Genomic DNA, 13,267 nt, shown 5'->3' on the forward strand with positions numbered 1-13,267 from the left:
GCGGGAGGCTTCGGGATTGAACCACGACGATCTGATCTACGACTGGAACCGGCTTCCCCCGAGCCACGACTACGCCGCGACGACGGTCGAACTCAACGACGAGACGCTCCGCGACGGCCTGCAGAACCCGTCCGTCACGGACCCGCCGATAGAGAAGAAGATCGAACTCCTCCACCTCATGGTGGAGTTGGGGATCCACTCCGCGGACATTGGACTTCCCGGTGCCGGGCCGAGGGCGTACGAGGCGTGCCTCGCGCTGGCGCGCGAGATCGCCGACACCGGACTCCCGATCGACGTCACCCTGGCGGCCCGCACCGTCCGCGCCGACATCGAACCCGTGGCGCGGATCCAGGAGGAGAGCGGCCTCAAGCTCGAGGTCGCCACCTTCATCGGGAGTTCTCCGATCCGGCAGTACGCCGAGGACTGGGATGTCGAGCGCATCCTCGACGCCACCCGCGGCGCGATCGAGTTCGCCGTCAGCGAGGGTCTCGATGTGATGTACGTGACCGAGGACACCACGAGATCGCGGCCGCGCACACTCACCCGGCTCTTCTCCGCCGCGGTCGAGGCGGGGGCGCGGCGGATCTGCCTCGCGGACACCGTCGGCCACGCAACGCCGCACGGCGTACGCCGGCTCGTCCGCTTCGCGAAGGACTTTGCGGCCGGCACCGGGGAGCCCGTGAAGATCGACTGGCACGGTCACCGAGACCGCGGTCTGGGGCTCGCGAACGCCCTGGCGGCCATCGAGGAGGGCGTGGACCGGGTGCACGCCACGGCGCTCGGCATCGGCGAGCGGATCGGCAACGTCGAGATGGACCTGCTGCTCGTGAACCTCCACCTTCTCGGGACGCACGACCACCCCATCGACCGACTGGCGGACTACTGCCGCGTCACGGCGGAGATGTGCGGGATCGACATCCCGTACAACTATCCCGTGATCGGGGACGACGCGTTTCGCACGGGGACCGGGGTTCACGCGGCCGCGATCATCAAGGCCATGCAGAAGGGCGACCGCTGGCTGGAGGACTGCGTCTACAGCGGCGTCCCGGCCTCGCTCGTGGGGAGGAGCCAGATCATCGAGGTCTCGCCGGTCTCGGGACTCAGCAACGTGCGTCACTGGCTGAGCCATCACGGATACGACGCGGACGACGAGGCCCTGTGTACGGCTGTCTTCCGGCTCGCCAAGAAGTGCAATCACACGCTGTCCCGCGGCGAGATCGAGTCGGAGATCGCGCGCGTTCAGGCCGAGCGGACCTGAAGTGTCCGACGGAGCGATGCGCGAGATGCCGGGCGAGATGCGGGCGCGGGCCCCGACGGCGGCGGCGGCGCGGAGAGCCGCCGCGGGCGTCCTCCTGCTGCTGCCCGTGCCTCTGAACACCGGCCTGGCGGCGCAGGATGCGAGCTTCGAGCGCGTACCCACGCTTCCCAACGGGGTCCCCGTCGTAGTGTTCCCCGTGCAGTCGGCCGTGCCCCCCGCCGAAGGGGGCTGGGTCGGGGACACCGGGAGCGGACGCCGAGCGATCGACCTCCTGAACGCCGAACTCGCCTTCGCCTTCGGCGAGGAAGCGGGCGCGCGCGGCTGGGCGCTGGGGCCGGCGGTCGAGGCCCGGCTGGCGCGCAATCCCACGATCGGCGTCGATCCGCGTCGGCTCGCGTATCACGGGCTGCTGCGCGACCCCGGGCGGCGGCGACAACTCTACGAGCCGCTACACACGCAACTCCGTCAGGTGGCGTCCCTGTTCGACGCCCGTCTCGTGGTCCTGCCCCTCTCCGTCTGGTACCGGCGGGCGGACCGCGCGCCGGACGCAGGTCGGGCGGTGCTGCTCCTCGCGGTGATCGACGTGCGGCGCAGCGCGGTGCTGTGGCACGGCACGATCGAGGGAAGAGCCGCGGACGCCGCCTCCCCGGCCGCGCTCACGACGCTGGCGCTGCGCGTGGCCGATCAGCTGGCGCCTTCCTGACCGTGCCTCCGCTGCACACCGAGACACGCAGCGAGACACGCAACGAGATGCATGACGAGATGCATGACGTGACCCACGACGTGACGCTGCTACCGGGCGACGGGATCGGTCCGGAGATCTCGCGCACGGTCCTCGACATCCTCGAGGCCGCGGGCGCGCCCATCCGCTGGCACGAATGCGTCGGCGGCGTGACGGCCATGGAGACCGTCGGCGAGCCGCTCCCGCAGGCGACCCTCGACTCGATCGAGACCACCGCCGTCGCGCTCAAGGGGCCGCTCACGACCCCCATCGGCTCGGGCTTCCGCTCGGTGAACGTCGCCCTCCGCAAGCACTTCGACCTGTTCGCGAACGTCCGCCCGGCGGTCACGCTCCTCCCGTCGGCCCGCTATCCGGGCGTGGACCTCGTCATCGTGCGCGAGAACACGGAGGGCCTGTACGCCGGGATCGAGCACTTCATCGGCATGGAGAACGACCCCCGCGCGGTCGCCGAGTCGGTCATGCTCATCACGCGCTACGGATCGCGTCGCATCGTCCGCTTCGCGTTCGAGTACGCCCTCGCGCATGGGCGTCGTCTCGTGACCCTCGTCCACAAGGCGAATATCCTCAAGTACACACAGGGTCTCTTTCTCGAAGTCGGCCGCAAAGTGGCCGCGGAGTACGAGGGGAGGGTGGAGTTCGATGACCGGATCGTGGACGCCACCGCCATGCAGCTCGTGCTGGACCCCTACCGGTTCGACGTGATCGTGACCGGGAACATGTTCGGGGACATCCTCTCGGATCTGGCGGCCGGGCTCATCGGAGGACTCGGGTTCGCGCCGGGCGCGAACCTCGGCGAGCGGGCGGCGATCTTCGAGGCGGTGCACGGCTCGGCGCCCGACATCGCGGGGCGGGGGATCGCCAACCCGACATCGCTTCTGCTCGCGAGCTGCCTCATGCTCGACCATCTGGACGAGGCGTCGACGGCCGCCCGCATCCGGGCCGCGCTCCGCCGCACGCTCGACGAAGGGGTCGCGCGCACGCCGGACTTCGGCGGAACGGCCGGCACCGCCGAGTTCGGGGATGCGGTCATCGAACGGCTGGAGGGGGACACCGCATGATCGGGTCGCGACGCCAATCGGTCGAGGAGTTGCACTTCAAGGGGGGGGCCTGCGACGCCTGCGGCCAGGTGTGCCCGAAGGACCAGCTCGATGAGGATCAGTGGTGCGAGGCGTGTCGCCCGCTCATGGAGCGCCGCATGCGCCGCTGGCGGCACTTCATCGCCGCCCTCATCACGTTCCCGTTCGCCGTCTGGGTGGTGATCTGGATGGGGCGCTTCCCGCAGTTCGACTACCTGCCCCGCTTCGCCTGGCTGCTGCCGCTGTCGGCCGCGTACTATCTCGGCTTCCGCATCGGCCGCGAGGTCGTCAAGGGTTACGGACGATGGCGTCGCGGCCGCTAGACGGTCCGCGGCCGCCGGGGATGCGCGCGCTCGCGGGGCTGCCGGCCGCGGCGCTCGCCGTCATGGTCGGCGTCGTCCTCGTCGTCAACGCGCACCTGTTCGGCTGGCCGGGGGTGGCCGGCGGGGTCGCGCTCAGCGTCGGCGGCATTGCGCTCGGCGTTCACTGCTTCCGCCCCCGACCATCCGACGCCAACCGCGCGGCGGCCGCGGGCTGCTCCGACCCGGGAGAACTTCGAGAATGACCTTCGAGGGAGTGGACTACTTCAATCTCGACGCGCTCCTCGACGAGGAGGAGATCGCCATCCGGGACCTCGTCCGGGAGTGGGTGGACCGGGAGGTCATGCCGATCATCGGCCACCACTACATCGAGCGCACCTTCCCGCGCGAACTCATCCCCCAGATGGGGGAACTCGGCTTCCTGGGGGCGAACCTGCCCGAGGAATACGGGTGCGCCGGCCTCAACAACGTGGCCTACGGCCTCATCATGCAGGAACTCGAGCGGGGGGACTCGGGCATCCGCTCGTTCTGCTCCGTCCAGGGTGCGCTCGTGATGTATCCCATCTTCGCGTTCGGGTCGGAGGATCAGAAACGCGAGTGGCTCCCGCGGCTGGCCAGCGGTGACGCCGTCGGCTGCTTCGGCCTCACGGAACCCGACTTCGGCTCGAACCCCGCGGGCATGATCACCCGGGCGGTCGAGGACGGCGACGAGTGGGTGCTCAACGGCGCCAAGATGTGGATCACGAACGGGTCGATGGCCGATGTGGCCGTGATCTGGGCCAAGACCGGAGACCTCGACGATGTGGGCTCCATCCGCGGCTTCCTCGTCGAGACCGAGCGGGACGGGTTCTCCGCCCGTGACCAGAAGGGGAAGCTCTCCCTCCTCGCCTCGGACACCTCCGAACTCGTGCTCCAGGACGTGAGGGTGCCGCGGGCGAACCTTCTCTCCGGGAGCGGGGGGCTCAAGAGCCCGCTCAAGTGCCTCACGCAGGCGCGCTACGGGATCTCGTGGGGGGCCGTGGGCGCGGCGATGGCGTGCTACCGGGAGTCGGTCGAGTACGCGAAGAACCGCGTGCAGTTCGACGGGACCCCGATCGCCCAGACCCAGATCCAGCAGGTGCGGATCGCCGACATGCTGACCGAGATCACCAAGGCCCAGCTTCTCGTCCTCCGTCTCGGCCGCATGAAGGACGAGGGCACGATGCGGCCGCAGCACGTCTCGCTCGCGAAGCGCAACAACGTCGACATGGCGTGCGAGTGCGCCCGCGAGGCGCGGCGCCTGCTGGGCGCGAACGGGATCCTCGCCGAGTACGCTTCGATGCGGCACATGGCGAACCTCGAGTCCGTCTACACCTACGAGGGCACGCACGACATCCACTCCCTCATCCTGGGACACGACGCGACCGGGCTCCCCGCCTACAACTGACGAACGCAGGACGAGAGCCATGAAATGCATCACAGCCATCTTCGTGCCCGCCCTCCTCGTGGCGTGCACCCCCGAGCCCGGGGCCGAGGCCGCCGGACACCGCCTCCGGCTGACGGTGATGGGGGCGGACCGGGACAACGCCGAGGAGGTCTCGGAGGACCCGCCCACGGTGCGGGTCTACCGCTCCGCCGCCCATCCGTCGAGCGTCGAACTGCCCATCGCCGAGGGCTCCTCGTAACCCTGGTCGTGCAGAGGCCGTCCACTCCCGGGCTCTGGCCTGTCTCGCTTCTTCGCAGCACGTTTCTCCCGGTGCTCCCGGCAGACAACGATTCGCTCCATGAGGCCAAGACCATGACCCACGTTCGCCGTTTCTCCGCCAGTCTCGCCCTCGCCCTCGCGGCCGCCACGCCGCTGGCGGCCCAGCAACTCACGCCCGAGCAGTACGAGGGGCTGCGCGCCCGCCACATCGGGCCCGTGGGCAACCGCGTCTCCTCCGTGGCCGGCGTCCCCGGAGACCGCAACACGTACTTCGCCGGCGCGGCGACCGGGGGGATCTGGAAGACCGACGACGCCGGCCTCCACTGGCGGCCCGTGTTCGACGACCAGCCGGTGCACGCGATCGGCGCCCTCGCCGTGGCCCCGAGCGACCACGCGATCGTCTGGGCCGGGACCGGGGAGACCTCGATCCGCTCGAACGTCTCGATCGGGAACGGGGTGTGGAAGTCGACCGACGGCGGCGAGAGCTGGAGCCACATGGGGCTCGAGGGCACCGGCCGCGTGGGGCGGATCCTCATCCACCCCCGGGACGCCGACATCGTGTACGTCGCGGCGCTCGGCCACGCCTACGCGGAGTCCGACGAGCGCGGGGTGTATCGGACGATGGACGGCGGCGCCTCGTGGGAGAAGGTCCTGTTCGTGGACCGCGGGACGGGCGCCTACGAAATGGTCATGGATCCGGCGAACCCCCGGAAGATCTTCGCGACCATGTGGGACATCGATCTCAAGACGTGGAAGCGCGACAGCGGAGGGCCGGGGAGCGGGCTCCATCTGACGATGGACGGCGGTGACACGTGGACGGAACTCGAGGGGAACGGGCTGCCCACCGGCACTCTCGGGAAGATCGCCGTGTGCATGTCGGCCTCCGATTCCGACCGCGTCTACGCCCTCATCGAGACGAGCGACGGCGTGCCCATGGAGGGCTACGAGGCCGACACCGGCGAGCTGTGGAGCACCGATGACGGCGGCCGCACATGGCGGCTCGTGAACTACAGCCACAACCTCGCCTCCCGGCAGGCCTACTACACCCGCTGTGGCGTCTCCTCCGACGACCGGGACGAGATCTACTTCCTCTCCTCGAGCTTCAGCGTGAGCCGGAACGGCGGCGAGACGTACACCAGCTACAACTTCCTGGGCGGCGGTCCTCCGGGCGGCGACCCGGCCGCCCCGGGCTGGGACCTGCACGACATCTGGGTCGACCCCACCAACGCGGACCGCGTCTTCATCGGCGGCGACAGCGGCGTAGGCATTACGGAGAACCGGATGAAGTCGTGGTCCCGCATGCAGCTGCCGGTCGCGCAGATGTACCACGTCACGGTGGACAACGAGATTCCCTACAACGTGATGGGGAACCGGCAGGACGGGCCCTCCTTCCACGGGCCGTCGAACACGCGCTACACGGGATTCTGGGCGCGCGGCCTCATCCCGCGCGGCGACTGGACGACCGTGGGCGGGGGCGAGAGCGGGTTCGCCACCCCCGATCCGACAGACCCCAACATCGTCTGGTCGAGCGCCTCCGGAGCGGGCGCGCGCGGCGGCATCGTCGTGCGGCACGACAGGGCGCGCGGCCAGTTCCGCGACGTCGAGGTGTGGCCCGAGTCCACGGGCGGGTATCCGGCGGGCGACGTGCGCTACCGCTTCCAGTGGACCTTCCCGCTCCTCATCTCGCCGCACGACAACGAGACGATCTACGTCACGAGCCAGCATGTGCACCGCACGCGGAACCGGGGCCAGAGCTGGGAGGTGATCAGCCCCGACCTGTCGACGAACGACCGGTCGCGGATGACGATCTCCGGCGGCCTCACACCCGACAACATCGGCGTCGAATTCTGCTGCGTGATCTACGCCTTCGACGAGTCACCCCTGCAGCAGGGCGTACTGTGGGCCGGCACGAACGACGGCCTCGTCCAGGTGACGCGCGACGACGGGGCGAGCTGGACCGACGTCACCGCGAATATTCCGAACCTCCCGCCGGATGGGGTGGTGCGGAGCATCGACGCCTCCCGCTACGACGTGGCGAAGGCGTACATCACGATCGAGCACCACCAGGTCGGCGACTTCGAGGCGCGCGCCTACAAGACGGACGATTTCGGGGAGACGTGGACCCGGATCACGGACGGGGCCGACAACTATCCGGTTGACTACACGCGCTATCTGCTCGAGGACCCGGTGCGGCCGGGACTCCTCTACCTCGGGACGGAGACCAACGTCTACATCAGCTACGACGACGGGGAGAGCTGGCAGCTGTTCATGCCCAACCTCCCGCCGACGCCGTACTACGGGCTCATCATCCAGGAACACTTCAACGACTTCGTGGCCGGGACCTACGGCCGCGGCTACTGGATCCTCGACGACCTGGGCCCGGTCCAGCAGCTCACGCCGGAGATCGCGGCCTCCGACGCGCACCTGTTCGAACCCCGCGACGCGTACCGCTTCAACGACATCTCGGAGCCGATGGTGATGTTCGAGGACTGGTCCGTGGGCGAGAACCCGCCCAACGGGGCGTCGATCAACTACTGGCTCGCGGGCGGCGGGGACAGCGAAGTCCAGGTCCGGGTCGAGAACGCCGGCGGCGAGACGCTCGCCACCCTCGACGGCACGAATCACGACGGCTTCAACCGCGTGTGGTGGAACTTCCGGGGGCCGGACGCGAATCCGATCCTCTACCGGACGAAGCCGCAGTTCGCGGAGTGGATGCCCATGCCCGAGGTCTCGCGGCAGAGCGGCGGCGGCTTCTTCGGCGGCGGCGGCGGGCCCAGGCAGCCGCCGGGCACGTATGCCGTCACCCTCGTGGTGGACGGGGAGGATGTGGGGACGCAGGAGCTCGCCGTCCTCAGGGATCCCAACGCCGAGGGGTCCATGGCGGACATCCTGGCCCAGAAGGCGCTGCTCGACGAGATCGTCGCGGACCGGAACCGGCTCGCCGATGTCGTCAACCAGATCGAACTGTTGCGGCGCCAGATCCAGGACCTGCGCCCGGTGCTCGAGGAGGCGGGAGACGCCGAGGACGTGCTGGAGGCGGGCGACGCGCTCGACGCGCTCCTCATCGAGGTGGAGAGCGAACTCGTGCAGGTGAAGAACACGGGACCCGACGGGGTGCGCTGGCCGGCGATGGTCAGCGGTCGTCTGTCCTACCTCCAGGGCGCGGTGGGGAGCGCGGACTTCCCGCCCACCGACCAGCACGCCGAGGTGGCGGAGATCCTGAGCGATCAGGTCGACGAGGTGGAACTCCGGCTGCAGGAGGTGCTCACGGACGAGTTGGCCGAGTTCAACCAGATGCTCCAGCAGAAGGTGGGGCGCGTCATCACCACGGAATAGCACCGTTCACGGCAGACCGCGGGCCGCGGGAGGTCGATTCGGGTGACCGACCCCATCCGGGCCTCCCTCGAGCGCCAGGGATTCCTCGTCCTCGATGGGGGTCTGGCGACGGAACTCGAGGCGCTGGGCTGTGACCTGAACGACCCCCTGTGGTCCGCGCGGGCGCTCCTCAACGATCGCGAGGCGGTCCGTACCGCCCACCGCCGCTTCCTGGAGGCCGGGGCCGACTGCATCGCCACCGCCACCTACCAGGCGACTTTCGAGGGCTTCGCGGCCCGCGGCCTCGACGCGCGGGAGACGGCCCGGCTGCTGCGTAGTGCGGTCGAGGTGGCCGTCTCGGCTCGCGACGATTTCTGGGCCGACCTGTCGATGCCGGCCGGTCGTCTCCGGCCGCTCGTCGCCGCCAGCATCGGTCCCTACGGCGCCTTCCTCTCCGACGGGTCGGAGTACCGGGGCGACTACGGGCTCTCCGCGGCCGAACTCTACGACTTCCACGCCCCGCGCTGGGAGGTCCTCGCCGAGACGGAGGCCGATCTCATGGCCTGCGAGACCACCCCCTCGCTGGAGGAGACGCAGGCCTACTGCCGGCTCGCGGCCGTCGCCCACCGGCCGACCTGGATCAGCTTCCAGTGTCGCGACGGCGCGCACCTCGCGGACGGGACCCCGCTCGAGACCGCCGTCTCCCTGTGCGACGAGGAACCGCACGTCGTCGCCGTGGGCGTGAACTGCGTCGATCCGGGCTTCGCTTCCTCCCTCATAGCGGCGGCGCGCCGGTCGACCTCGAAGCCGATCCTCGTCTACCCCAACTCCGGGGAAGCGTGGGACGCCGAGGCGAAGCGGTGGACCGGCCCGGCGACCCCCCTGGACTGGGCCCGGAGCGCCATGGAGTGGCGCAGCGAGGGAGCCGACGGCGTCGGCGGCTGCTGCCGCGTCGGACCGGCCGCGATCGCCGCCATCCGTAGCGGGGCTCTATCTTGACCCTTTCCCGCCCGCCGGGCCGTCACTCCAGGGAGCTAAAGAGATGAGGGGCTGCATGCCCACACTTCGTGGCATCGCCGTCAGTACCATGCTTGCCGTGCCTGCCCTGCCTCTGCCTGCCCTGCTCCACGCCCAGCAGTCACCCAGGGCGCATGCGTCGGAGATCACGGCGCCTCCCGTCATCGACGGTCGACTCGACGACGATGCCTGGTCGGGCATCGAGCCCCTCGCGGGCTTCACTCAGCGCGAGCCCTCGGAGGGCCAGCCGGTGTCGCAGCCGACGGAAGTCCGAGTCGGCTATGACGACGCAGCCCTGTACATCGGCGCCTGGCTCTTCGATGAAGACCCGTCGGGCATCGTCACGGGCCAGACGTTGCGCGATGCCTCGCTCAACGATTCGGACGCCTTTGTCGTCGTGCTCGACACCTACCTCGACCGGCAAAACAGCTTCGTCTTCGGCACGACGCCGGCAGGCATCGAGTACGACGGCCAGGTCATCGGCGAGGGTGTGGGCGGCGGTGCGTACGGTGGCCGCCAGCAGCGCGGTTCGGCGGGCGGTTTCAACCTCAACTGGGACGGCTCGTGGGACGTCGCCACGACCAGGGACGATCGTGGCTGGTACGCCGAGATGCGGATCCCCTTCTCGACGCTCCGCTATGGCGCCGGGGGAGCGCAGGACTGGGGCCTGAATTTCGAGCGGAAGATCCGGCGCAACAGCGAGCAGTCGACGTGGGCCCGCCTGCCCAGGCAGTTCGATGTGTACCGGATCTCTCTGGCCGGAACCCTCGCGCTGGAGGCCCCCTCCAGGCGGACGGTTACGGTCAGCCCGTACGCGCTCGTGGGCGGCTTCAAGGACTACCGAGTCGGGTCGCCGGAGGTGGACTTCAGCCGTCAGATCGGGGGTGACGCCAAGATCGGCATCAATCAGAGCCTGACGCTCGATCTCACCGTGAACACCGATTTCGCGCAGGCGGAGGTGGATGACCAGCAGGTGAACCTCACGCGGTTCAGCCTCTTTTTCCCCGAGAAGCGCGCCTTCTTCCTGGAGAATGCGGGTACCTTCACCGTCGGCGCGGGCCGTTCGGCCGAGCTCTTCTTCAGCCGTCGCATCGGCCTCTCGGGCGGGCGGGAGGTGCCGATCCCGGCGGGTGCCCGGCTGACGGGCAAAGTCGGTGATTTCCAGATCGGTCTGCTCAACATCCAGACCGGCGAGGCCTACGACATCGACGACGAGACCGGCCTCCGCGCGCAGATCGCACCGGCCAACAACTTCGGCGTGCTGCGAGCCTACCGGGAGTTGGGGAACAGGTCACAGCTCGGAGCCATCTTCGTGTCGCGCCTCAACACCACCGATGCGGATGACCACAATCTCACCTACGGCATCGACGGCCGGCTCGGCATCGGGGACGCGCTGACGTTCGACGGCTGGGCGAGCATCACCACCACGCCGGCCCCCGCCGGGGAGGAAGCACCGGGGTCGGGGTTCAACGACGGCGAGTACGGCTTCGCCGGTGGCATGCGGTACGTCACGCGCGATTGGCAGGTCACGACCGGATACCGGCAGGTCGGCGACGCCTTCAACCCGGAGGTCGGCTTCGTCAACCGGCGCGACTACCGCCACCTGAACTTTCGCTTTCTGCGCCATCTCCGCACGGAGAGCGTGCCCTGGTTCCGCGAATTCCGACCCCACATCTCCGGGAACGCGTTCTGGACGCTGGGCGGCTTCAACGAGTCGTATCTCGTTCACTTCGACAACCACTTCGCCTTCGAGAACGGCGCGTTCCTCCAGCTCCCCGGCTTCAACCTCACGGGCGAGGGACTCGAGGAGCCGTTCGAGATCCGGGAGGACATCGTCATCCCGGCCGGTACCTACAACAACATCGACTGGGAATTCAGGGCGAACACGAATCGAGGCGCCCCACTCTCGATGTCGGTCGGATGGGAACTCGGCGGGTTCTACAACGCGACCCGCTTCGGCCCCAACGCGACACTCACGTACCGCTATCGCGACAAGCTCACCGCGAACGTCCGCGCGAACTACTTTGACGTACGCCTCGACCAGGGCAGCTTCACGACCGCCGTCGTGCAGTTCAACGCGTCATACTCGTTCACGCCGCGCCTGTATCTGCAGACCAACGTCCAGTACAACGGCGATACGAAGGACATCGGGAGCAACGTCCGGTTTGGGTGGCTCGACGGCCGGCACCGGGTTGTATATCGTGTGGAACGACACGAGTCACACCGGCTCGCTCGATCGCACGGGAATCATGGCGGGGCCGAAGCAGCGCCAACTCGTGGTCAAGTACAGCAGGCTGTTCAACCTGACCGGGTAGCCCGGCAGACGGGTCCTGGATACGGGGGTTTGCCGGAGAATCGGCACAGAATGCATCTTGGCCCGTATCACGTCTCGCGAGCCCCGAGGCGACGATTCCCTGGCGCAAGAGAAGCGAATCCCCATGTGGCATGAAAACATCCTGGGCACGATCGGCGGGACGCCCCTGGTCCGGGTGAACCGGCTGGCGGCGCACCTGCCGGGCACGGTTCTCGCGAAGCTCGAGTACTTCAACCCCGGCGGTTCCGTCAAGGACAGGATCGGGATCTCGATGCTCGAGGACGCCGAGGAGCGGGGCGCGATCGCCCCCGGCGGCACGATCATCGAGGGCACGAGCGGCAACACCGGCGTCGGCCTCGCGCTCGCCGCCATCGCGCGCGGCTACAAGTGCATCTTCGCGACCACGGACAAGCAGAGCCCCGAGAAGATCGCCATCCTGCGGGCCCTGGGGGCGGAGGTCATCGTCTGCCCGACCGCGGTCGCCGCCGACGACCCCCGCTCCTACTATCAGGTCTCGCGCCGACTCGCGAGAGAGACCCCCAACTCCTTCTACATGAACCAGTACGACAACCCCAACAACACGCTGGCCCACATCCGCACAACGGGCCCGGAACTGTGGGAGGGGACGGAGGGGAGGATCACGCACCTCTTCGTGGGCTCCGGGACGGGAGGCACGATCTCGGGCTCGGCGGCCTATCTCAAGGAACGGAACCCGGACATCCGGGTCATCGGCGTCGACCCGTACGGATCCGTCTACTGGAAGTATTTCCACACGGGAGAGTTCGACGAGGACGAGATCTATCCCTACGTCACCGAGGGGGTGGGGGAGGACATCCTCGCGGGCAACATGAACTTCGACATCGTGGACGACTACGTGCGCGTCACGGACCGGGAGTCGATGCTCATGACCCGCCGTCTCTCACGCGAGGAGGGGATGTTCCTCGGCGGCTCGTGCGGCATGGCGATGGCCGGCGCGCTCCAGTGGATGGAGGTGAACCGGAGCGGGATCGGCGAGGAGGATGTGCTCGTCGTCATCATGCCGGACGGCGGCTACCGTGCACTGGGGAAAGTCTACAACGACGTCTGGATGCAGGAGCACGGCTTCCTCGAGGAGGACGAGATCCTCACCGCGGGGGCGCTCGCCGCGCGCCGCTCGACGGAGAAGGCGCTCGTCTCGGCGCCCGCCGACATGACGCTGGACGCCGCGATCGGCGTGATGCGGGAACACGCGATCTCCCAGGTGCCGGTGATGGAGGGGGAGGAGGTCGTGGGCAGCCTCACCGAGCGGGACATCCTCCGCTTCCTCATGGGAGACCCGGACGCGCGGGCGCATCTCGTGCGCGACCTCATGGGCCCGCCATTCCCGGTGGTGGAGGCTTCGCGCCCCGTGCAGGAGTTCGCCAACCGGCTGCGCGGAGAGCAGCCCGCCGTGCTGGTGCGGGAAGAAGACGGCACGCTCGGCATCCTCGCCCGCTCCGACCTCATCTCGGCTCTGGGCGCGGGGAATGATCGGTGAGCGACCGGCGAGCCCTTGTCGAGCG

11 protein-coding genes are annotated in these 13,267 nt (G+C 68.8%); all 11 read left to right on the forward strand.

Going from position 1 to position 13,267, the window contains the following annotated elements; genetic code table 11:
• The first annotated feature begins 16 nt into the window (after positions 1-16).
• The 11 genes from ACPXY0_RS01120 (at position 17) to ACPXY0_RS01170 (ending at position 13,242) form a co-directional block, all read left to right on the forward strand.
• Complete coding sequence (locus ACPXY0_RS01120) at positions 17-1,258, forward strand: LeuA family protein (RefSeq protein ID WP_423927655.1); 1,242 nt, start codon at positions 17-19, stop codon at positions 1,256-1,258.
• Between the two features lies 1 nt (position 1,259).
• A complete protein-coding gene (locus ACPXY0_RS01125) occupies positions 1,260-1,961 on the forward strand; it encodes a hypothetical protein (RefSeq protein WP_423927657.1) in 702 nt (233 codons plus the stop codon).
• A 47-nt stretch (positions 1,962-2,008) separates the two neighbouring features.
• Positions 2,009-3,058 (forward strand): isocitrate/isopropylmalate dehydrogenase family protein, encoded by a 1,050-nt coding sequence (locus tag ACPXY0_RS01130; RefSeq protein WP_423927659.1) that lies wholly within the window; start codon positions 2,009-2,011, stop codon positions 3,056-3,058.
• Positions 3,055-3,399 (forward strand): hypothetical protein, encoded by a 345-nt coding sequence (locus ACPXY0_RS01135; RefSeq protein WP_423927661.1) that lies wholly within the window; start codon positions 3,055-3,057, stop codon positions 3,397-3,399. Before ACPXY0_RS01130 ends, ACPXY0_RS01135 begins: the two co-directional genes overlap by 4 nt.
• A 20-nt stretch (positions 3,400-3,419) precedes the next feature.
• Positions 3,420-3,641, forward strand: a complete 222-nt coding sequence (locus tag ACPXY0_RS01140) for a hypothetical protein (RefSeq protein WP_423927663.1) — start codon at positions 3,420-3,422, stop codon at positions 3,639-3,641.
• Positions 3,638-4,822: an acyl-CoA dehydrogenase family protein gene (locus tag ACPXY0_RS01145; RefSeq protein WP_423927665.1), complete on the forward strand. Its 1,185-nt coding sequence runs from the start codon at positions 3,638-3,640 to the stop codon at positions 4,820-4,822. The genes ACPXY0_RS01140 and ACPXY0_RS01145 overlap by 4 nt, the downstream gene beginning before the upstream one ends.
• A 19-nt stretch (positions 4,823-4,841) precedes the next feature.
• Positions 4,842-5,060 (forward strand): hypothetical protein, encoded by a 219-nt coding sequence (locus ACPXY0_RS01150; protein ID WP_423927667.1) that lies wholly within the window; start codon positions 4,842-4,844, stop codon positions 5,058-5,060.
• Positions 5,061-5,173: 113 nt separating this feature from the next.
• The gene (locus tag ACPXY0_RS01155) at positions 5,174-8,416 is read left to right on the forward strand and encodes a VPS10 domain-containing protein (RefSeq protein ID WP_423927669.1); all 3,243 of its coding nucleotides are present in this window, start codon (positions 5,174-5,176) and stop codon (positions 8,414-8,416) included.
• A 42-nt stretch (positions 8,417-8,458) separates the two neighbouring features.
• Positions 8,459-9,394 (forward strand): homocysteine S-methyltransferase, encoded by a 936-nt coding sequence (mmuM, locus tag ACPXY0_RS01160; RefSeq protein WP_423927671.1) that lies wholly within the window; start codon positions 8,459-8,461, stop codon positions 9,392-9,394.
• A 55-nt stretch (positions 9,395-9,449) separates the two neighbouring features.
• Complete coding sequence (locus ACPXY0_RS01165) at positions 9,450-11,861, forward strand: DUF5916 domain-containing protein (protein ID WP_423927673.1); 2,412 nt, start codon at positions 9,450-9,452, stop codon at positions 11,859-11,861.
• Positions 11,851-13,242 carry a pyridoxal-phosphate dependent enzyme gene (locus ACPXY0_RS01170; protein ID WP_423927675.1) on the forward strand — a complete coding sequence of 464 codons (1,392 nt, stop codon included), beginning with the start codon at positions 11,851-11,853 and terminating at the stop codon, positions 13,240-13,242. The genes ACPXY0_RS01165 and ACPXY0_RS01170 overlap by 11 nt, the downstream gene beginning before the upstream one ends.
• The last annotated feature ends 25 nt before the right edge of the window (positions 13,243-13,267 follow it).

Origin of the sequence: Candidatus Palauibacter sp. (assembly GCF_965237495.1) — a bacterium.
In the GTDB taxonomy this organism is placed as follows: Bacteria; Gemmatimonadota; Gemmatimonadetes; order Palauibacterales; family Palauibacteraceae; genus Palauibacter.